This is a genomic window from Polynucleobacter sp. MWH-HuK1 (assembly GCF_018881815.1).
Taxonomy (GTDB): Bacteria; Pseudomonadota; Gammaproteobacteria; order Burkholderiales; family Burkholderiaceae; genus Polynucleobacter.
This window is the reverse complement of record NZ_JACVPP010000001.1, coordinates 1,835,961-1,856,681: the sequence shown is the minus strand read 5'-3', so window position 1 is coordinate 1,856,681 and position 20,721 is coordinate 1,835,961. Positions and strand designations below refer to the sequence as shown.

24 protein-coding genes are annotated in these 20,721 nt (G+C 45.9%); 12 read left to right on the top strand and 12 right to left on the bottom strand.

Translation table 11 applies throughout. From position 1 onward, the window contains the following. Nucleotides 1-112: 112 nt before the first annotated feature. From ICE93_RS09555 to ICE93_RS09530, 6 genes are all read left to right on the top strand, one after another. Nucleotides 113-967, top strand: a complete 855-nt coding sequence (locus ICE93_RS09555; RefSeq protein ID WP_216187655.1) for a xanthine dehydrogenase family protein subunit M — start codon at nt 113-115, stop codon at nt 965-967. Nucleotides 968-1,009: 42 nt separating this feature from the next. After that, nucleotides 1,010-1,519 (top strand): (2Fe-2S)-binding protein, encoded by a 510-nt coding sequence (locus ICE93_RS09550; RefSeq protein WP_216187653.1) that lies wholly within the window; start codon nt 1,010-1,012, stop codon nt 1,517-1,519. A gap of 20 nt (nt 1,520-1,539) precedes the next feature. Continuing rightward, nucleotides 1,540-3,936: a xanthine dehydrogenase family protein molybdopterin-binding subunit gene (locus ICE93_RS09545; RefSeq protein WP_216187651.1), complete on the top strand. Its 2,397-nt coding sequence runs from the start codon at nt 1,540-1,542 to the stop codon at nt 3,934-3,936. A gap of 122 nt (nt 3,937-4,058) precedes the next feature. Continuing rightward, nucleotides 4,059-4,835, top strand: coding sequence for a 3-hydroxybutyrate dehydrogenase (locus ICE93_RS09540; RefSeq protein WP_216187650.1), 777 nt, complete (start codon nt 4,059-4,061; stop codon nt 4,833-4,835). 183 nt (nt 4,836-5,018) lie between these two features. Then, entirely contained in the window at nt 5,019-5,600 is a 582-nt protein-coding gene (gene sodB, locus ICE93_RS09535; RefSeq protein ID WP_216187649.1) for a superoxide dismutase, read from the top strand. A 23-nt stretch (nt 5,601-5,623) separates the two neighbouring features. Beyond that, nucleotides 5,624-6,217, top strand: coding sequence for a urate hydroxylase PuuD (locus tag ICE93_RS09530; protein ID WP_216187648.1), 594 nt, complete (start codon nt 5,624-5,626; stop codon nt 6,215-6,217). Between the two features lie 67 nt (nt 6,218-6,284). Here ICE93_RS09530 and ICE93_RS09525 read toward each other — a convergent pair whose 3' ends face one another. The 3 genes from ICE93_RS09525 to ICE93_RS09515 all read right to left on the bottom strand — a co-directional run bounded on the left by ICE93_RS09525 (nt 6,285) and on the right by ICE93_RS09515 (nt 8,225). Then, nucleotides 6,285-7,454 carry an NAD(P)/FAD-dependent oxidoreductase gene (locus ICE93_RS09525; protein ID WP_216187647.1) on the bottom strand — a complete coding sequence of 390 codons (1,170 nt, stop codon included), beginning with the start codon at nt 7,452-7,454 and terminating at the stop codon, nt 6,285-6,287. A gap of 56 nt (nt 7,455-7,510) precedes the next feature. Beyond that, nucleotides 7,511-7,678, bottom strand: coding sequence for a rubredoxin (locus ICE93_RS09520; RefSeq protein ID WP_216187646.1), 168 nt, complete (start codon nt 7,676-7,678; stop codon nt 7,511-7,513). Nucleotides 7,679-7,739: 61 nt separating this feature from the next. Further along, nucleotides 7,740-8,225, bottom strand: coding sequence for a rubrerythrin family protein (locus ICE93_RS09515; protein WP_216187645.1), 486 nt, complete (start codon nt 8,223-8,225; stop codon nt 7,740-7,742). A gap of 154 nt (nt 8,226-8,379) precedes the next feature. On the opposite strand from ICE93_RS09515, the gene ICE93_RS09510 reads away from it, so the two are divergent. Both ICE93_RS09510 and ICE93_RS09505 read left to right on the top strand, forming a co-directional pair. Continuing rightward, nucleotides 8,380-9,285 (top strand): hydrogen peroxide-inducible genes activator, encoded by a 906-nt coding sequence (locus tag ICE93_RS09510; protein WP_216187643.1) that lies wholly within the window; start codon nt 8,380-8,382, stop codon nt 9,283-9,285. An 82-nt stretch (nt 9,286-9,367) separates the two neighbouring features. Further along, the gene (locus ICE93_RS09505) at nt 9,368-10,468 is read left to right on the top strand and encodes an alkene reductase (RefSeq protein ID WP_216187641.1); all 1,101 of its coding nucleotides are present in this window, start codon (nt 9,368-9,370) and stop codon (nt 10,466-10,468) included. Between the two features lie 54 nt (nt 10,469-10,522). Here ICE93_RS09505 and ICE93_RS09500 read toward each other — a convergent pair whose 3' ends face one another. The 4 genes from ICE93_RS09500 to ICE93_RS09485 all read right to left on the bottom strand — a co-directional run bounded on the left by ICE93_RS09500 (nt 10,523) and on the right by ICE93_RS09485 (nt 12,924). Further along, nucleotides 10,523-10,699, bottom strand: coding sequence for a hypothetical protein (locus tag ICE93_RS09500; RefSeq protein ID WP_216187639.1), 177 nt, complete (start codon nt 10,697-10,699; stop codon nt 10,523-10,525). Between the two features lie 63 nt (nt 10,700-10,762). After that, nucleotides 10,763-10,954, bottom strand: a complete 192-nt coding sequence (locus ICE93_RS09495) for a hypothetical protein (protein ID WP_216187636.1) — start codon at nt 10,952-10,954, stop codon at nt 10,763-10,765. A gap of 23 nt (nt 10,955-10,977) precedes the next feature. Further along, nucleotides 10,978-11,619: a hypothetical protein gene (locus ICE93_RS09490; protein WP_216861317.1), complete on the bottom strand. Its 642-nt coding sequence runs from the start codon at nt 11,617-11,619 to the stop codon at nt 10,978-10,980. Between the two features lie 159 nt (nt 11,620-11,778). Next, nucleotides 11,779-12,924 (bottom strand): L-lactate dehydrogenase, encoded by a 1,146-nt coding sequence (locus tag ICE93_RS09485; protein ID WP_216187633.1) that lies wholly within the window; start codon nt 12,922-12,924, stop codon nt 11,779-11,781. Between the two features lie 148 nt (nt 12,925-13,072). Here ICE93_RS09485 and ICE93_RS09480 point away from each other — a divergent pair, with 148 nt between their 5' ends. Beyond that, the gene (locus ICE93_RS09480; RefSeq protein WP_216187632.1) at nt 13,073-13,975 is read left to right on the top strand and encodes a DMT family transporter; all 903 of its coding nucleotides are present in this window, start codon (nt 13,073-13,075) and stop codon (nt 13,973-13,975) included. A gap of 114 nt (nt 13,976-14,089) precedes the next feature. Beyond that, on the top strand, nt 14,090-15,238 hold the full coding sequence (locus ICE93_RS09475; protein ID WP_216187631.1) for an aminotransferase class V-fold PLP-dependent enzyme: 1,149 nt from the start codon (nt 14,090-14,092) through the stop codon (nt 15,236-15,238). A gap of 91 nt (nt 15,239-15,329) precedes the next feature. Here ICE93_RS09475 and ICE93_RS09470 read toward each other — a convergent pair whose 3' ends face one another. Next, nucleotides 15,330-15,959: an FABP family protein gene (locus tag ICE93_RS09470; RefSeq protein WP_216187630.1), complete on the bottom strand. Its 630-nt coding sequence runs from the start codon at nt 15,957-15,959 to the stop codon at nt 15,330-15,332. Between the two features lie 81 nt (nt 15,960-16,040). Between ICE93_RS09470 and ICE93_RS09465 the strand changes: the two genes are divergently transcribed. After that, a complete protein-coding gene (locus ICE93_RS09465) occupies nt 16,041-16,283 on the top strand; it encodes a protein tyrosine phosphatase (protein ID WP_216187629.1) in 243 nt (80 codons plus the stop codon). 11 nt (nt 16,284-16,294) lie between these two features. On the opposite strand, the gene ICE93_RS09460 is transcribed toward ICE93_RS09465, so the two are convergent. Then, nucleotides 16,295-17,272: a DMT family transporter gene (locus tag ICE93_RS09460; protein WP_216187628.1), complete on the bottom strand. Its 978-nt coding sequence runs from the start codon at nt 17,270-17,272 to the stop codon at nt 16,295-16,297. Between the two features lie 6 nt (nt 17,273-17,278). After that, nucleotides 17,279-18,163 carry an NAD(P)H-hydrate dehydratase gene (locus ICE93_RS09455; RefSeq protein ID WP_216187626.1) on the bottom strand — a complete coding sequence of 295 codons (885 nt, stop codon included), beginning with the start codon at nt 18,161-18,163 and terminating at the stop codon, nt 17,279-17,281. A gap of 64 nt (nt 18,164-18,227) precedes the next feature. Between ICE93_RS09455 and ICE93_RS09450 the strand changes: the two genes are divergently transcribed. Beyond that, nucleotides 18,228-19,643 carry an MBL fold metallo-hydrolase RNA specificity domain-containing protein gene (locus ICE93_RS09450; RefSeq protein ID WP_216187623.1) on the top strand — a complete coding sequence of 472 codons (1,416 nt, stop codon included), beginning with the start codon at nt 18,228-18,230 and terminating at the stop codon, nt 19,641-19,643. Between the two features lie 12 nt (nt 19,644-19,655). Here ICE93_RS09450 and ICE93_RS09445 read toward each other — a convergent pair whose 3' ends face one another. Both ICE93_RS09445 and ICE93_RS09440 read right to left on the bottom strand, forming a co-directional pair. After that, complete coding sequence (locus ICE93_RS09445) at nt 19,656-20,393, bottom strand: ABC transporter substrate-binding protein (RefSeq protein ID WP_216187620.1); 738 nt, start codon at nt 20,391-20,393, stop codon at nt 19,656-19,658. Between the two features lie 62 nt (nt 20,394-20,455). Further along, nucleotides 20,456-20,656: a hypothetical protein gene (locus tag ICE93_RS09440; protein WP_068320974.1), complete on the bottom strand. Its 201-nt coding sequence runs from the start codon at nt 20,654-20,656 to the stop codon at nt 20,456-20,458. Between the last annotated feature and the right edge of the window lie 65 nt (nt 20,657-20,721).

Here is a 20,721-nt window from a genome sequence, read left to right as displayed (position 1 = left end):
GAGTAAACATAAAGCTCTATAAAACTAAAAAAAGCAGTTGCTGTAAAAACTAAAGTAGTGCAAAAAATAAAAAGCTAAAAAGGCTAATTACATTGGTGGTGGAGGAGACGTAATGAAAGCTGCAGCATTTGACTATGTGAAGCCTAAGGCCTTACATGAGGCCCTAACTTTGCTTGAGGAAGCTGGTGAAGATGCCCGTTTAATTGCGGGTGGACAAACTTTGTTGGCAACGCTCAATATGCGCTTGTCTGAGCCAAGCGTATTGATTGACATTACTGATATCGCCGAGCTCAAAGGCATTTCTGTTGTTGGAAATAGCTTGCGCATTGGTGCACTTGTTACTCATACAGAAATCGAAGATTCAGACTTGGTTGCAAAGCACGCACCGCTTTTGAAAGCTGCTGCACCGCATATTGCACATAGAGCTATTCGCAATCTAGGCACCTGGGGCGGTTCTTTAGCTTACGGTGATCCTGCGGCCGAGTGGCCAGCCTGTAGCTTGACTCTGCGTGCCACGATGATTATTCATGGTCCAGCGGGTGAGCGTCGTATTTCCGCAAAAGATTTCTTCATTGATTTGTACACAACCTCTCTTGAGCCCGATGAAATTTTAGTTGCAACAGAAATTCCTCTTGCTTGCTTGCAAGAGGTTTTCTACTTTCATGAGCTTGCTAGACGTCACGGTGACTATGCGGTTGCTGGTCTTGCGGCGGTAGCTCAAAAGCAAGGTGAAGTATTAACCAATTGTGCTTTTACTTTCTTCTCGGTTGGAGCTACACCGGTGATGGCGACAGCTGCACAAGATTTGGTTGATGGCAAAAAACTAAATGATGAATTGATTGCTCAAGCGGTTGCTGCAGCACGTAATGAAATTGAAGCAATTGCTGACATTACGAATAGCGCAGAAGCCAAGCAACACTTAATTGGTGTTTTGCTTGAGCGTGGTCTTAAGCACATGGCTGCATAAGACAAAACAGCAAAACATCATTAGAAGAATTTGGAGATCAAAATGACCTTGAAGAAAAAAATTTCAATGACTGTAAACGGTCAACTTGTAAATGCAGAGGTAGAGCCGCGTAAACATCTAGTGGATTTTTTACGTGAAGACCTTTACCTCAAGGGACCTCATTTGGGTTGCGAGCAAGGTGCTTGTGGAGCCTGCACCGTCAAGGTCGATGGACAAATCATTCGTGGCTGTCTGTTTTTGGCAGTTCAAGCTGACGGTAGCGTGGTTGACACTGTTGAGGGGTTGACTAAAAACGGCGTTTTAACGGATCTTCAAGAATCTTTCATGCGACATAACGCAATGCAGTGCGGCTTTTGCTCATCAGGCATGTTGCTAGCTGCCGCAGAGTTAATTGAAAAGCAACCAAAGGCAACGCGCGAACAAGTGCGTGAATGGATCTCTGGTAATTACTGTCGTTGCACTGGCTATCACTCGATTGTGGATGCCATTATTGACGTTTTGGATGCTCGTGCTAAGGGCCAAAAAATTAAACCTGTCCTTGCTAACGCTTAGGGTATTGAGGGAAACGCATTATGAATAAGCCAAGTGATTTGAAGGGAATGGTTCTTGATCCCGTAACAAATGATCAGCGTTACATCGGTCATAGTGAACCAAGACACGGTGCTCGACGTCTGCTAGAGGGTCAAGGAACTTATATTGATGACATTCAGCTGCCACGTATGGGGCACGTTGTGTATTGGCGCTCTCCAGTGGCGCATATGAAGATTGGAAAAATCCATACTGAACAGGCGAGCAAGATGCCTGGCGTTCTGGCCGTTGTGGATGGTGTGCAGATGGCAAAGCTTTGTAAGCCATGGGTTGCAACCTTGGGCCACTTGGCTGGCATGAAATCTGCCCCACAACATGCATTGGCCATTGATCGTGCGTGCTGGCAAGGTGAGCCAGTGGTTGCGGTCGTTGCTGAAACTAGAGCGCAGGCAGAGGATGCTTTGCAGCATATTGATGTTGAGTGGGAAGAATTGCCTGCGGTAGTTTCTATGGAAACTGCTCTTGATGCAAATACTCCATTGATTCATCCAGAGCTTGGTGATAATTTATGCTTTACCCGTAGCTTAGATGTTGGTAATGTGGATGAGGTATTCGCAACAGCTGATGTGGTTGCTGAAGCTACCTTTGGATTTGGTCGCCATACTGGAGTGACTCTTGAGCCGCGCTGTCAGATTGCAGATTACAACCCAGGCAATCGTCGCCTGACTGTGTACCACTCGCAACAAGCGCCTCATATGATGCAAGATTTATATTGCCGCCAGTTTGGGCTTTCAGAGTCTGACGTGCATGTAATCTGTAAAGATGTAGGCGGTTCTTTTGGCATCAAGGTGCATGCTTATCCTGATGACTTTGCTACTGTCGGTCTATCGATGATGCTGCAGCGTCCTGTGAAGTTTGTTGCTGATCGTTTGGAGTCATTTACCAGCGATATTCATGCGCGTGAACATCGCATTAAAGGTCGTATCGCCGCCAATAAGGCGGGCGACATCTTAGCTTTTGAGATCGATGACTTAACGGCAATTGGCCCTTACTCAATGTTCCCAAGAACGAGTGCTATTGAGGGTAACCAGGTTGTCAATTTAGTCGGCGGCCCATACAAGCATCAAAACTATCGCGCTCATTTAAATGTAGTCTTTCAGAACAAAACTCCAACTTGCCAGTATCGCGGTGTGGGACATCCGATTGCTTGTGCAGTGACTGAGGGCTTAGTTGATTTGGCTGCTCAAAAATTACAAATGGATCCGCTTGAGTTCCGTAAGCGTAATGTGATTCCAGATGATGCATATCCATGCTCTGGGATTTCTGGAATTAAGTTAGAAGTGCTCTCGCATGAGCAGTGCTTACGTGAAATTGAAAAAATGATGGATTACCCAGCCTTGCGCAAGGAGCAGGCAGAACTCCGTAAGAAGGGTATCTATCGTGGCATTGGATTTGCAACCTTAATTGAGTTAACTAATCCAAGCCCAGCATTCTACGGAGTGGGTGGAGCAAGAATTGCCTCTCAGGATGGAGCTACTGTCCGTATGGATCCTAGTGGCGTGGTTTCTGTAATGATTGGTGTTGGTGAGCAAGGACAGGGAACTGAAGGTATCTACACTCAAATTGCTGCTGATGCGGTGGGCGTTTCAATTGATCAAGTGCGGATCATCACTGGCGACACTGATGTCACTCCATATGGAGGAGGTACCTGGGCATCTCGTGGTGCAGGTGTTGGTGGCGAGGCAGTTCTGTTGGCAGCCCAAGCCCTGCATGAAAATATATTGAAACTTGCCGGTGCAATTTTGAATCGTCCGCTTGCGGAACTTATTGCTCGTCGTGGTTATATTTTGGATAAAGCAACTGGTGAACAGTTGCTGCCGTTTAGTGAAGTTGGTAGGGTTGGTTATTTCCGTACCGATACTCTGCCAGCAGGATTTTCTGCTGATCTCATGGTAACGCGACATTACACCCAGAAAGATTATCCATTTATCTTTACCAATGGTGTTCAGGCATCCTATGTTGAGGTTGATCCGGAAACTGGATTTGTGAAGTTACTAAAACACTGGGCTGTAGAGGATTGCGGACGCGTGATTAACCCAATGTTGGTTAATGAGCAAGTTCGCGGTGCAATTGTGCAGGGTATTGGTGGCGTTCTGTTTGAAGAGTGCCTCTATGATGAAAGTGGTTTGTTACGCAACGGCAGTATGGCCGACTACTTGGTACCGATGGCCAATGAAATGCCGGATATTGAGGTGGCACACGTAGAGACCCCTACTCAGTCTTCAAAATTAGGCGCCAAGGGGGCGGGTGAGGCAGGAACTGCTGGCGCACCAGGGGCGGTACAAAATGCAATCAATGATGCTTTGGCGCCATTTAATGTAAACGTCTTAGATCAGCCCATCACTTCAGAAAAGATCTTGCGAGCCCTCAAGAAGATCTGATTTTTAATGGGTTCTGGCCGCCCTAGTGCATTGTCTGCTGGGGTGGTCCGGCTCATCCTGTAACATCAAGTTTTTGGGCAAATTGAACGGCCCTTTAGTTAACTTGATACGGTAAAAGAGAAATGTCCACATTAAAAGGTAAAACTGCCCTAGTTACTGGCTCTACTAGCGGTATTGGCTTGGGAATGGCTATTGCATTAGCAAAGCAAGGTGTCAACATTATGGTTAATGGTTTTGGTGAGAAAGATGAGGCCATTGCCAAAATCAAAGCATGTGGAGTAGAAGTTGATTATCACGGTGCAGATATGAGCAAGCCCGCTGAAATTGAGGACCTCATCAAGCAGACAGAAAAGCGTTTTGGCTCACTGGATATTTTGGTTAATAACGCCGGCATTCAATACACTGCAAGTATTGAAGAGTTTCCGACAGATAAGTGGGATGCCATCATCGCTATTAATTTGAGCTCTGCATTTCATACGACGCACCATGCATTACCTGGAATGAAGAAGCGTAATTGGGGCCGCATTATTAATATTGCATCTGTACATGGTTTAGTTGCCTCTACTCAGAAGGCTGCTTACGTTGCTGCAAAGCACGGCATTATTGGTCTTACAAAGGTTACCGCTTTAGAAAATGCCCGCACTGGTATTACCTGCAACGCAATTTGTCCGGGTTGGGTTTTGACCCCGCTAGTGCAGAAACAGGTAGATGCGCGTGCAGAGCGTGAAGGCATTTCTAATGAGGCTGCCAAAACTGCTTTGGTATCTGAGAAGCAGCCTTCCGGTGAGTTTGTTACTCCAGAACAATTAGCTGCTTTGGCGGTATTTCTATGTGGGCCGGATGCTTCTGAGGTACGTGGAGCAGCTTGGAACATGGACGGTGGTTGGACGGCTCAATAGGCTGCAAAACCCCATGTTTTATTGGATGCCGGCGAACCTGCCGGCATTTCTTTTCTTAACTAGGCCTTAAGTTATCAGGGCTTGCAGAATTTATTTGTCCCTCAAACAAAAAAGCCAGAATAGTCTATAGTTATTCAAAAATAACCTATATTTTTGCTCTTAATGTAATTAAAAGGAATACAAATGGAACATACCTTACCTCAGTTGCCGTATGCACTTGATGCTTTAGCGCCTTACATTTCTAAGGAAACTTTGGAGTTTCACTACGGCAAGCATCATCAGACCTATGTCACTAATTTGAATAACTTAATTAAGGGTACCGAGTTTGAGAATGCCACCCTTGAGGAGATTGTTAAAAAATCTTCAGGCGGTATTTTTAATAATGCAGCTCAAGTTTGGAATCACACTTTTTATTGGTTCGGCATGAAGCCAAATGGCGGCGGAGCTCCAACAGGTGCATTGGCCGATGCCATTAATGCTAAGTGGGGATCATTTGATAAATTCAAAGAAGAGTTCACCAAATGCGCAGTTGGAACTTTTGGATCGGGTTGGGCATGGTTGGTTAAGAAGGCGGATGGCACTCTTGATCTGGTTTCTACTAGCAATGCAGCAACTCCTCTTACTACTGATGCTAAAGCTCTGCTCACATGCGACGTTTGGGAGCACGCCTACTACATCGATACTCGCAATGCACGTCCAAAGTATCTCGAAAACTTTTGGAATCTGGTGAACTGGGATTTTGCTAGCCAGAATTTCGCTAAATAATATTTGAATCTCTGGAAAATCTCATGACTTCTATCTTAACTTCGCTGGGACGTACTGTTCTTGCGGGCTTTGTTCTTCTTGTCTTAATCATCTTTGCTTTGGGCGGAAGCTTTAGCTCTGCTGAGCTCCCGTTTGTATTCCGTTGGTTGCACGTGATGTTTGGCGTGATGTGGATTGGTTTGCTCTGGTATTTCAACTTTGTGCAAATTCCTTCTATGCCAAAGATTCCAGATGAGCAAAAACCAGCGATTGGCAAAGTGATTGCTCCAACTGCATTGTTTTGGTTCCGTTATGCAGCCTTGTTTACTGTGGTAACTGGCTTGATAGTTGCGGGCTTAAGTGGCTATTTACACCAAGCTTTCACACTGCAAGCACCATTTCGCGCAATCGGTTTAGGTATGTGGATTGCTCTAGTCATGGCTTTCAATGTTTGGTTCATCATTTGGCCAAATCAGAAGCGTGCGCTTGGTATCGTAGCCGTTGAGTCTGATGTAAAAGCAAAGTCTGCTCGTTTTGCGATGCTGACATCCCGTTTAAATACAGTCTTATCTATCCCAATGTTGTTCTTGATGGTTGCTCAATCACACAACACCACTTGGTTTGTGATTGTTTCTTAATCACCGCTAGCTGTATAAAGAAAAGGCCCGTATTGCGGGCCTTTTTTTGTTTTTGTATCGGGGTTGCTTAGGCCAGTATGGCTGGCAGTTCCTTGGTGAGGGTGCCGCGTTGTGCTGTGGCTGCGCCCATTAATGCAAAGCCCAATAACTTGCCATCAGCAGATTCAAAGCGGGCCTCCAGGCCACCCTCTACTGGGTTGGTGGCCCACTTACCTTCAGCGCCCTTTGCTGGCGGAGAAACAATGGTGGGCAAGGCAGGGGTCTTCACCATCACCGGCATTGCAGGGTAGGTGAGTGCTGTGGCTTGACCTAATAAGGTTGGTGCCAATGCTCTTGCTGCCTGCATAATTGGCATCACGTATGGCAAAACTAAACCATCCACCTCTGCGCAATCTCCTATTGCAAAGATATTTTTGATATTGGTTTCTAGTTCGCGATTGACCTGAATGCCTGTGCCAACGCTGATACCAGCTGCATTTGCTAATTCAATTCTCGGTTTTAGACCTACTGCAGACAAAAATACATCGCAATGTATCGTGCTGCCATTTTTCAGTGTTACCTGCAGGCCCTCTCCCGTGCGGTCAATGGCATTTACAGTTGTAGCAAGATGCCAGCGCACTCCAGCTGCACTTAAATTTCCTTGCAGCTCAAGTGCCGCCGCTTCCGGTAATAGGCGCCCTAAGGCCTGTGGAGCCAAGTCAATAACATCTACCTCGAATCCACCCAGCACAAGATCGTTGGCAAACTCACAACCAATTAGACCTGCACCCAGAATGGCCACTTTCTTTTTGCCATCAATAGCGGCGCGAAAACGGGCATAGTCTTCAAGATCATTAACAGTAAAGACTTCGTTGGCAGCGTTACCTTGTAATGGCAAACGAATTTGATCGGATCCCAATGCCATGACCAATTTCCCATAAGGAAGATCACCCTTGCTGGTTTTAATTGTTTGAGTACTAGATTCAATTCCGCTAACATCACACTCACTCAAGATCGTCATATCTAGTTGTGTTGCCATGCCATCAGCCGCAGTTGAGATGAGTTGCATTGCATCTTTCTTACTTGCAAGTGCAGTGGAGAGCATTGGCTTGGAATAAAAGTAACCAGGCTCTCTTGTTATCAAAGTGATGGGGACTGCTTTATCCAGTTTACGAATTTCTCGTACAACAGTGTAGCCAGCCAATCCGCTGCCAATGATGACAATCGCGGAACCGGATTGAGGGGTGGTTTGATCCAAAGCTTGACTCTCCAAAATGACGAAAAATAAACAGGGTTAGTTGTGATGAATGGGCATTAGCTTACTTGAACCATCTCAAAATCAGCTTTTGCAACTCCGCAGTCAGGGCATTCCCAATCATCGGGTACGTCAGCCCAGAGTGTTCCGGCTGGAATGCCATCTTCAGGAATGCCTTTTGCTTCATCGTAAATGTAGCCACACACGATACATTGGTAAGTTTTCATACTGGTTCCTTAGATAATTCGTTAATTTTAAATTTAATTGCTATTAATTTCTGAGCCACCCTTATTGAGCGGCAAAAACCTTTGCTTTTTCCAAAGCCTGCTTGTAATGGTTTGCGTGGCGCTCTTCAACATTGGCCAATGCAGCGAACCGTTTTGCTGCTTTTGTTAGTACCGCCTGAAACTGCTGTGCATGCTCTTTTGATTCAGCAATTTGCTCATCAATCTCTTGAATTGCAGCTGCATTACCTTCTTCTACGGCAGTTTTTCGGAACGAAGGATACATTTCAGTGTATTCATAAGTTTCACCTTCGATTGCAATTTCCAAGGCGCGCGCTGGCGTAATTGTATTGGCAGGGTAGAGTATGTCTAGGTGACCAAATGCATGCATTACCTCTTGCTCGGCGGTTACTTCAAATATTTTGGCTGTCTCTTCGTCGCCTGCTGCGCGAGCTAACTTGGCAAAGTAGCGATATTTAATATGGGCCATAGATTCACCAGCAAAAGCTGACTCTAAGTTGTGGATAGTTTTGATTTCTGGACGAGCCATTTTGATTCCTTTTTATTAAGTTCGATTTGTTGAGTCTTTTGAGTTCTATCTACTGCTTTCTCAACCATGGATGTAGTGTGCGCTTAATTCATTTATCATTCCAGTAAATGATTATGATAGTATTTATCCAATAAATCGATAACAAGGGGTATATATGGCTTATTTACCGTCTTTAAGACAGTTAGGTTATTTCGTTGCCCTAGCTAAAGAGCTCAATTTCACCAGAGCTGCGCAAGCCTGCTTTGTTGGGCAGTCAACATTGAGCGCAGGATTAAAAGAATTGGAGGATGCGCTAGGGATCCATTTGGTGGAACGTGATCGCCAAAATGTATCAATAACCCCGATTGGGTTAGAGGTGCTTGAGCGTGCAAAACTTATTTTGGCTGCTTCTGAAGATTTGGTGGAGTATGCAGGTGCAACCGGTAAGCCGATGACCGCCACCATTCGATTGGGGGTAATACCAACCATTGCTCCATTCTTGTTGCCTGTAGTTTTGCCGGAAGTCCGCGCGCGATTTCCGGATCTCAAAATTACTCTAAGGGAGGATCTAACAGCAAATCTACTTTCAAGACTTGCTGAACACAAATTAGATTTTGCTTTGATTGCTTTGCCATATGATGTCAGCGGACTTCTCGTACAAGAATTGTTCGACGATCACTTTTGGTTGGTTGCTAAAGAGGGTGATCCAGCTTTAAAAGGGAAAGAGGTAACTTTGCCAGCTAAGATGGCCGAGCGTCTCTTGTTGTTAGAGGAGGGGCATTGCTTGCGAGAGCATAGCTTGCAAGCATGTAAGAGAACTGATATTCGCAAAGCTGAAGGCTTGGAGGCAACAAGCCTTCTAACGCTATTGCAAATGGTCGAGTCAGGCCTTGGGATCGCTTTGCTTCCTGGTATGGCGGTAAAGAGTAGCTTGTTGAATAACACTCAATTAGTGGCCAAGGAATTGGCGTCGCCTACACCTAAAAGGGTGATAGCGTTGGTTGCGCGGTCATCTACGGCGCATACCCAGGAATTTAATGCACTGGCTAATTGCATTCGTGAGCAATTTGGACGCACCTAGTTGAGCCAGCTCCTTGCTCAGCAAAAACTACCAATCCTTGTTACAGTCCATCATCTAATTTATTAATACAAAAGGGCAGCAAATGTCAGGCAAAGAAATCATGTTCACACCGGTTAGTCTCGGTTCAATTCAATTAAAAAACCGTCTAGTCATGGCGCCGCTTACAAGAATGCGAGCGATTGCAGGTGATGTGCCAAATCCATTAGCAAAAACCTATTACGCACAGCGTGCTAGCGCTGGATTAATTATTACCGAGGCAACGCAAATTTCTCCCTTGGGCAAGGGCTATCCTGCTACGCCTGGAATTTATTCGGCAGAACAGACTGCCGCATGGAAAGAGATCGTTCAAGCGGTTCATGATAAGGGTGGCTCAATCGTTGCGCAGTTATGGCATGTTGGCCGTATCTCACATTCTTCTTTGCACCCTGAGCAGGGCGTACCTCGGGCGCCTTCAGCAATTGCCCCCTTTGGTCAAACATATGGTGCTGATTGGAAGCTGCATGATTATGAAGTGCCAAAAGAAATGAGTTTGGAAGACATCACTCGTTTGCTTAAGGAATTTGAGGAAGCTGCTCAAAATGCAAAAGCTGCAGGCTTTGATGGCATTGAAATTCATTCTGCTAATGGCTACTTGTTAGATCAATTCTTGCAAGATAAAACTAATCAACGTACCGATCAATATGGTGGCTCCATTGAGAACCGCCTGCGTTTATTGGGTCAAGTCATTGAGTCAGTCTGCAAGGTGTTTCCAAGTGATAAGGTGGGCGTACGCCTTTCACCTTACGGTACTTTTAACGATATGGGAGATAGTGATCCGGTTGCCTTGTTTACAGCTGCGATTGCAAAACTCAATACTTATAACCTGTCCTATGTTCATATGATTGAGCCTCGCTCAAGCAGTGCGGGAGGCGGTGATCAAGTGAATGAAGATGCGCCTATCACCTCTGAAATGTTCCGCTCTGCTTATACGGGAAAATTTATCACTGCTGGTGGGTATGACCAAGCTATGGGTGAGAAGGTTCTGGAGGATGGTTTGGCTGATGCAGTAGCTTATGGCCGTATGTATATTGCTAATCCAGATTTGGCTGAAAGATTCCAGAAAGGCGCCGCTTTAAATCCTTATAACCGCGCTACTTTTTATGGTGGTGGTGAAGCTGGCTATACCGATTACCCAACTCTTTAATACAAGCCTTAGACTCGGAAATGCATGTTAATAATCCCACCCACATAGGTGGGATTATTTTTTGTCTTCAGGATCTTTTAGAAGATCGTAGTGATTCGCCACAAGCAGAACGGCGATGGACGCGCAACCCATTGCAAAGAATTGCCACTGGTGCAACATCGCGGTTCCAATAACAGTCATTAAAATTGTCCAGCCTACAGCCATCTTGGCTTTTTTAGAGAGTGGCTTCATTTAGTTATTGCTCCAAATATAGTTGAGTTATTCACTTCAATAGTGAATGCTAGCGACCCTAATTTAATTGTTCGGACGAGCTTTTGCACTAAGCTCATTGGCTGTACCTCGTTTATCTAGCTGAGAGAGCCTGAGAGCCTCTACCTCAAAGTCCAGCTGTCCAGGATGAAAACCCTCGTCATTTTGAAGATGAATGACGTAGGTCCAGACCAGCTCGCGGCCACGGTTTTTAAAAACATCCACTACACGTTTCATCTGGACCGCCTTTATCGTGAAGCTTATTTAATGCCGACCGATGGCTGGGCTTTTTCCATCTGCTGCATTAGATTATTTTTTAGCGCTACTAGATTTCTAGCTTCAATTCGAATTACTCCACCTCTTGGACTGTCAATGTCGGCAATCAAAAAGAATGACACTGCAACAACAAAAGGGAAGATCATGAAGAGAGCAATATTCTTTTGAAAATTACGCGCACCAAATCCCACTAATAGATTTGCACAAACTGCTATGGCGGCCATTAGCGCCCAGGCGGTGTATGGTATGCGATTCCACCAAGCGGCCTGAACATAGCCTTGAGAATTTAAGACATCATTCATGCCGGATGCAACTAGAGCAATCGGGGCGGTGGGTTGCGTACGAACAACTGGAAGGATTTCATTCCAGAGGGCCATTTGCAGCTGATCTGTTTTGCTGCGAATTTCCAGAATCTTTTCTGGGCTCTGTTTGGAGTAAAACAGAATGCGTTGATCTATATATTGAATTAATAAATCTTTAGTTGCGGCTGCGGCCTTTGGGGGGAGAAGGTCTGCTCGTAAGTACTCGGTTCCGATAGCGTTTGCTTCGCCTTCCTCATAAATTTCCCGCTGGTCATGGCGATCAATAGCCATTGAGAAGGTAAATCCAATGATGAGCGCCAGCAAAGTTAATGTGGCAGTCTGAATGATGCCTAGATCTTCAGAGGTTTCGGTGTCTTTGGTGCGGTAGCGACTAAGTGCAGCATGCCCAAACCATACGGCGAAAGCGAATACTGCAAGTGATACACCAAAGACGGCAAGAGGGTAGTTGAGTAGGTGAAAAATTTAAAAGGTTCCCGGATACAAAATATCTTTAGTCACATTTTGGATATCACGATGACCTGTAAATGCCATGGTGATGTCTAGTTCATTGTGGATGATCTCTAGGCACTTAGTGACGCCGGCTTCGCCCATCGCGCCCAAGCCATACAAGAATGGGCGACCGATCATCGTGCCGCGTGCACCCAAAGCCCAAGCCTTCAGAACATCTTGACCAGAGCGTATGCCACCGTCCATCCAGACTTCAATATCTTTGCCAACCGCATCAACAATTCCGGGCAATGCCTTGATGCTAGAAATTGCGCCATCGAGTTGACGACCGCCATGATTAGAAACAATCAATGCATCTGCCCCGGAGTTTGCAGCTAAGCGTGCATCATCTTCATCCAGGATGCCTTTGATGATGAGCTTTCCGCCCCAGAGTTTTTTAATCCATTCAACATCTCCCCAGTTAAGTCCTGGGTCAAACTGTTCTGCAGTCCAAGAGGAGAGTGAAGACATGTTGCCAACGCCGGTGGCATGACCAACAATGTTGCGGAATGTTCTACGCGGCGTCATTGCCATTCCCATGCACCAGCGTGGCTTAGTTGCCATATTGATCATATTGGCAATGGTGAGCTTGGGTGGGGCTGAGAGACCATTCTTTAAGTCTTTATGGCGTTGACCTAGGATTTGTAAATCCAAAGTCAGAACAAGAGCGGAGCATTTTGCTGCCTTAGCGCGTTCAATGAGGCGCTCAATAAAGCCACGATCCTTCATAACATAGAGCTGAAACCAAAATGGCTTGGTAGTACGTTCTGCCACATCCTCAATTGAGCAGATACTCATTGTGGATAGACAAAATGGCACGCCAAATTTCTCAGCAGCCTTGGCGGCCAAAATTTCACCATCAGCATGTTGCATTCCAGTGAGGCCAGTTGGCGCCAGAGCAACCGGCATAGCAACTTCTTGACCAACCATAGTTGTCTTGGTCGTACGGTTGGTCATATTGACGGCTACACGTTGACGCAATTTAATTTTTTGAAAATCAGATTCATTGGCGCGATATGTGGACTCGGTCCATGATCCAGAGTCTGCGTAGTCGTAGAACATCTTGGGGGTACGTTTTTTGTGGAGGACCCGCAAGTCTTCTATATTGGTAATGATTGCCACAATAAATCCTTCTATTTGATGCTATTTTGTGAGAGCAAAAGCTTAATTTAAGCACTATCTTAGCAATACCCGGAGAATTGTTTCTACAATAACTGGGTATCCCTTGTTCGGGGACGCTAAATAACCGCTCCCCCTCATAAATCTCACTATGCCCCAGCTTAATTTCGCGACTATCGGCTACTTACTATTGGCTACCGCCTTGTGGGCAGGTAATGCTATTGCTGGCCGTGTATTGGTGGGAAGCATTTCTCCAATTACTTTAAGCGCAGTTCGTTGGGGGTTAGCTGCTTTGCTTCTACTTCCATTAGGTTGGCGTGTCTTCATGCCCGGAAGTGCTTTATGGCAAAACAAAAAACGCTTTCTACTCTTAGGTTTATTTGGGGTGGGGAGCTATAACGTACTCCTGTACCTTGCGCTGCAAACTTCTACTGCGATCAATGTCACCTTAATTGGCGCCAGCATGCCGATCTGGATGTTATTAATTGGCGCAGTGTTTTATCAAGTAAAGCCAAGTGTCCTGCAAATGATTGGCGCATTAGTGAGTTTGCTGGGTGTTGGCATCGTATTAACACGCGGTGATTTAGCAACGCTGTTGTCCATGGAAATGGTGATCGGCGATCTTTTAATTATGCTGGCCACTATCTTGTGGGCTTTTTATAGCTGGATGCTTAGCCGCCCTGGATCGAGTTCTGAGCGCCAATGGCCATGGGCCGAGTTTTTAATGGCGCAAGTGACTGTCGGTCTTTTGTGGACAGGATTTTTCGATGGTGTTGAAATTGCCGCCGGCCATGCTTTTATTGACTTAAATTGGTGGACAGCATCTTTAATCTTGTTTGTTGCTATTGGCCCATCTCTTATTGCCTATCGTTGTTGGGGTTTGGGTGTAAATGGAGCCGGACCTACGGGCGCTGCTTTTTTTGCGAACTTCATTCCTCTGTTTACAGCACTTTTATCGGCTGCCATGCTCGGTGAGCCACCGCAGCTATTTCATGGTTTGGCTTTTGCGCTAATCGTTATCGGAATCGCTATTTCTTCCAAAACTGGAAAGTAGGCTGGCAAAACAGTGAAAAAAGCCCTTTTAAAGAGGGTTTGGGCTTCATCTGCCCAAAAAAGACTTAAATCAGTATCATTTAGGGCTAATTACTGAAATCCCTAGGAAATTACTATGCCAGGCCTACTTCCCAACGTTGATCCAGACGGTTTATTGGAGTTCTCGGTTGTTTATACCGACCGCTCTTTAAATCATATGTCTGAAGAATTTAAGCGCGTGATGGTTGATATCTCAAGCGTCTTAAAAGATGCTTATAACGCTAGTTCAGCAGTGATCGTTCCTGGCAGCGGCACTTTTGGCATGGAGGCGGTTGCTCGTCAGTTTGCCAATAATGAAAAATGCTTAGTTTTACGCAATGGTTGGTTTAGCTACCGTTGGACACAAATCTTTGATTTGGCGAATATCACCAAGGATGTCACCGTTATTAAAGGTCGCCAATTAGAAGATTCCGCGCAAGGTGTATTTGCTCCAGCTCCGATTGAGGAAGTGGTGGCGTTTATTAAGAAAGAAAAACCAGCGGTAGTATTTGCTCCGCACGTAGAAACTTCGGCGGGCATCATTCTTCCAGACGATTACCTCAAAGCAGTAGGTGATGCAGTGCGCTCAGTAAACGGTTTATTTGTATTGGATTGCATTGCCTCTGGTGCAATGTGGGTTGATATGAAGGCTTGCAATGTTGATGTGCTGATTACTGCACCTCAAAAAGGTTGGAGCAGCTCACCATGTTGCGCGCTGATCGCCTTAGGTGAGCGTGCACGTGAGCGTATTGATGCTACCCAAAGCAGCAGCTTTTCGATGGATATGAAAAAGTGGTTACAGATCATGGAGGCCTACGAAAAAGGTGGCCACGTTTATCACACCACTATGCCTACGGACGCTTTAAAGATTTTGCGTAACGTGATGAAAGAAACTCAATCACTCGGCTTTGCTGCACTTAAAGACAAACAGGTGGAGCTGGGTACAAAAGTACGCAACCTATTGGTTTCTAAAGGCTATCACTCTGTCTCAGCTAAAGGCTTCCAAGCTCCTGGCGTTGTAGTGAGCTACACCAAAGATCCCGATATTCAGTCTGGTAAAAAGTTTATTGCGCTTGGCTTGCAGACTGCAGCAGGCGTTCCTTTGCAGTGTGACGAGCGTCCTGACTTCCGCACTTTCCGCATCGGTTTGTTTGGTTTAGAAAAGCTGGCTCATGTTGATCGCACTGTCGGTCATCTTGAAGCGGCACTTGAAAAAATTACCGAGACTGAAGCCCAGCCTGCATAAAGAATTCGGTAGTTAAGTAATATAAATAAAGGCCATCACATGATGGCCTTTATTACGTTTTCTGAAATTAAATTCAGATTCATCTCGCCAATCATCTGGCTAGAGGATTAGGCGTTGCCTCTCCAATCTTATGTAGCGTATTGTTATCTACATGATGAAATAACTCTGCCTGATCTTTGATTTTCATAACCGTATCTTGCTCATAAGACCAAGTGCCATCATCATTAATTGAAACCTGAATGTGAAACTCGACCGTTCTAAATGCGTAATCCAGGAAAGGGTTGGAGGAGATGCCTGCACATCGATCATCTTCACTGGCGAGTAACTCAAATTGCTTGGCATCTGGAGTGGCTTTGCCAGTTGCCATCGTGATCATGCCGCGCGGTATCGAAAGGGTATGAATGATGTTGCCAGTTGCTGGCTCCCATAGCCAATATCCAACCTGATCATGGTAGGTTTTTACTTGATCGGGCTTGGTAATATGAGTGTGATATCTCAAGCCATAAAACAATTGAGGACCATTAGTTTGGGGATCAATAGGCTGTAGTTCAATGCGCTCTACATAGGTTTGTTTCTTTGGCCCCTCTGCTTTAGGTTTCACATCTAAGCCACGTACGCCTTCCCAGATACCCGCCATACCAGTCAAAGGCCCTAGCTGTTCTAGGGTGTTGACTGAATATCCTTGAGGCTCAGTAAAGATGTCGTTCGGAAAATCGCTCATGTCCAGCCTTGTAAAAATGAAGCATTAATCTCAATTTTTTGAGTATTATTAAATTATCCACAAACTTTCTCGGAGAATTACATGATTTCTCGTATTGCGCGCTTGAGCCTAGCTGCTCTGATTTCTGCTGCTATCGGTATTGCCCCAACTTTTGTGATGGCTGCTGACCCAGCGCCAGCGTCTGCCCCAGCTGCTGCCCCAAGTGAGAAATCTGCCGAGAAGAAGGCTAAGAAAAACGCCAAGAAAGAAAAGAAAGCTGAGAAAAAGTCTAAAAAGAAGTCTAAAAAGAAATCTAATCCAGCAGCTGACGCAGCAGTACAGTAAATCGGTTTCCCCTAATTTAGGGGCTCCGCACTATCGAAGTCATCAGATTTTTTTGGGTCTGGTGACTTTTTTGTTGGCGCATCATTGCGTACTAATAGCCACATAGCTGCAATCACTAAAGTCATTCCACTAATTTGCGTCCAGGTGATTGGCTCAGCCAAAATTAAATATCCCATAAAAATAGTAGATACAGGGCCGAGTATTCCCGCTTGTGCCACCAATGGTGATCCGATGCGATTGATGGCAACCATGATGAGTAGCATTGGAATGACTGTGCAGAGACTCGCATTCAGTAAGCTATACCAATAAATCTGTGGGGGTTGCTCAAATATGGCGGTCGGATTATGAATCGTTGATTGCAATATGCTGAGGATGGCTGAGGCTGAGCTGGCGTAGACAACAAGGCGAACGCTTCCAATGCGCTTGACCATTTCTCCTGCGCCAATCATGTAGGCCGCGTAAGAACAGGCGCTACCAAAAACTAAGAACATTCCAAGCCATGCACTTAACCCTGAAGAACTGGCATCCTGTATGAATACGATAAATACTCCAATGTAGCCAACGATCAGTGAATACCATTGCAGTTTAGAGATCGGTTTTTTTAATACAAAGTAAGAGATAAGCAGAACGATAGTTGGTGTGAGATAGAGGACGATGCGCTCCAAACCAACCGAGATATATTGCAGACCTAAGAAATCAATGTAGCTTGATAGGAAGTAGCCCAAGAACCCCAAGAAGAATAATTTGCCACGATCAAGCCAGGTAATTGGACTCATAGTCTTGCGACGAGATTCCCACCAGAAGATCCCCCAAAATAAGGGAAGGGCCATGAGCATGCGTAAAGCTAAAAGTGTTTCTGCGTTTGCACCATAACCAAAAGCGAGTTTTACCAAAATCGCCTTGCCTGAGAACAGCATGGAGCCGATCCCAGCCATCAAGATGCCATAAAGGTACTGTCGATGATGATGTGCTGCGCTTACTGAATACATAAAGATTTACAACAGTTTATTGAGTAGGGATCGCATTTCTAAAATAGTCTCGGAGGGAGTAAGGCCAATCGGGCCAACCCCTTTTTTTACGAGGCTATCTGCAGCACTAGCATGGAGCTCAACCGCGATCCCGGTCGCCTGCCATAAGTTAATTTGATGTCGCACGCCTTGACCTGCGATGGCTGCGATGCTTCCAGTCAGAGCATCCCCCATACCTCCTGTTGCCATACCGGGATTGCCTGCCAGGCATTGCATTGGAGGATGCTCTGGCAAAGCAATCAGGGTATGTTGTCCTTTGAGTACTACGATTGAATGCGTTAATTCAACAAGTCGTTGGATAGATTTCACGCGATCTGACTGCACTTCTTCAGTCGTAGACTGCAAGAGTTTTGCCGCTTCCCCAGGATGTGGTGTGAGAACGGTAGAGCCAGGAAATTGTTTATTGCGAATCTGAAGTTGCTTAAGTAACTCAGGAGATTCGCTAATGAGATTGAGTGCATCGGCATCAATTACTAACGGAATGCCTGGGTATGCCAGTGCTGCATGCAAACAGCAAGATGCCAACTCCGATTTGCCGAGGCCTGGGCCAATAGCAATCACATCAGGTTTTGCAGCAGCTAGGCTTACTTGAATATCCAACGTGGCAAGACGAATCATGAGCTCGGGTTGGCCGGTATCGGCATGTGCTGACGCTGGGTCTAGCATATCCAGAATGGTCCAGCCTGCACCTAGATGTAAGCAGGCATTGCCTGCCAAAATCAGTGCACCAGCCATGCCAGGTGCGCCGCCAATCAATACAACTTTACCGGCACTGCCTTTATGTTCTGCAGGCTCACGTTTGAGAAGCTTAATTAGCTTTAGCGTATCGAGGGTCGCTGGTTGAGAGTTCATTTGAGTAGTATCGCTCTGATTACAAAGCTCTTGAGCTCATTATAGAAAAGAGTATGCTGAGATTATGAAGATTCAATTTCTTGGTGCTGCGGGCGAGGTAACAGGCTCACGCCATTCGGTTGAGGCGATGCTTTCTGGGAAGCTAAGGCGTTTCATGGTTGACTACGGCATGTTCCAGGGTGGTCGCGAGGCAACCAATAAGAACCTTGAGCCTTTACCATTTGCACCTAAAGACCTTGATTTTGTGGTGCTCACACATGCACACATTGACCATAGTGGTTTGTTGCCGCGTTTATGCGCGCAAGGCTTTTCCGGGCCTGTCTACTGTACTAAAGCTACCTATGAATTGTTAAAAATTCTTTTGTTGGATAGCGCTCATTTACAGCGCGCCGATGTGGAGCGGGCGGAGAGAAAGAAAAAAGCAGGTAAGTGGCATGGAGAGATGCCAGTTGTGCTTTATTCAAGAGAAGAAGTTGAGATGACGCTGACCCAGTTTGAGTCTTTGGAGTATGGGCAGTCGGTAGAACTAGCCCCGGGTGTACAGCTAGAGTTTCGTAACGCTGGGCATATTTTGGGTTCAGCTATAGCGGTCATAGATATCACTGAAGATGGTCTGGAGAAAAAACGCTGTGTGTTTTCAGGTGATATTGGCATGAAGGGTAAAGTCCTTATGCCTGATCCTGATTTAATTCGCAGCGCTGATGTTGTTGTGGTTGAGTCAACTTATGGCGATCGACTCCATCGCAGTCTCCAAGATACAGAAGACGAATTAGTGGAAGTGATTAATTCGACCATGACTGCGCGTGGCAATATAGTGATACCCGCTTTTGCGGTCGGACGAACTCAAGAAATTCTCTTTCTATTAATTGACTTGGTGAGAAGAGAGCGTCTACCCCATTTAAGTATTTGGGTAGACTCTCCGATGGCTACAGCAGCAACTCACCTCACTCAGCATTTTTTTGCGCAGCTCGATGGTGAGTCGCAAGTATGCTTTGAGTGGTACAAAAATAATCCGGATGCGGTAGACCTTCGCTTTATTGCTGATGTAGAAGAATCTAAGGCGCTAAATAAGCTGAAGGGCGGCGCGATCATCATTTCTGCCAGCGGTATGTGTGATGCTGGCCGCATTGTTCATCACTTGGCTAGTAATTTGCCGCGCTCGCAAAATGCGATTGTGATTACTGGCTTTCAGGCATATGGCAGCCTTGGTAGGCGCCTAGTAGACAAGGTGCAGAAAGTGCGTTTATTTGGCGAGGACGTGCCTGTTAAAGCATCTATACATACCATTGGCGGCTTGTCGGCCCATGCTGATCAGGCGGGATTGCTGGATTGGTTGAAAGGATTTGAAAAGGCGCCTAGTGCTGTCTTCGTAGTACATGGCGAACCAGAGTCTTCTTCGGTGCTGGCTGAATGCATCAGGGATGAGCTGCGTTGGAGCAATGTCATCATCCCCGAGCGTTTGCATACCTATCAGTGCTAGATAGGTATAAATTTAGTCGGCTACTTTTGCGCCCTGAATGTTATGACGCTTCATGGCGTCAGCAATGAAACCGGATTGTTTGAGTTCGGCGATGACATCGCTTAAGTAGGCAGTGGTGCTCTCATAGTGCGTACGAGCCTTCGGAATGCCAATCGCCTGATTGATCACCATAAAACGTCCGGGTAGCATGCGTAAACCCTCGTAACGTTTTGCATCACTCTCTAACTGCTGTTTTACGCCTGCCGCTACATTTCCCTGACCAGACATAAAGTCGTCTACAACAGCTTGCGAGCTAGCAGCACGGAGTAGGGCGGCGTTCTTGATCTCACGGGACAGGTAGAGGTCATAGGCGCTGCCTTTGCCTACCACGATTTCATTGCCGACAGCATCCACCTCTTCATTGTTGTCGATGTTTGAATCGGCCTTGACCATGTAAGCGCCTTCAATCTGAATGTAGGCTGGGGTGTAGCTAATATCGGCGCCACGCACTGGATCAATCGCTACAAATACTAAATCAATTTCTCCAGTCTTGACTGCATCGACTGTTGCGCCAGCAGTTTTAAAGGGGGTGAGTTGCACCGGTAGAGAAATTCTCTTTCCAATCTCGTTTGCAATATCAATCGTTACGCCATAAAGACGTTTTGTATCAGAGTCCTCATTTGCAAGAATAGGATTGCCCAAATTGATTCCGACACGCAAGGTTGCGGTTGGTGCAAAAGAAGTGAGGGTAGAAGAGTCGATGGTTTTCATGGCTATAAAAGTAGATATAAAAAAACCGCGGCGGACCGCGGTTTTATATACAGAAGAAAGAATTACTTCTTAGCGTCGGCTGCAGGAGCTGCTGGAGCTGCTGCAGGAGCGGCAGGTGCATCTTTCTTTGCATCTTCCATGTGCGCAGCTTCAGCACCATGCTTTTCACCGCCCATATCAATGTCGCCATCGCCTTTGATTAGTAAATAGGCTGTGGCACCAATTAAGACTAGTACCATAATGATAATTGCACGGTTGCTCATTGCTTTTCCTTCGATTGGATTGAAATTACAACTATATTAACTCGGGATGGGCTCTGGGTAAATCC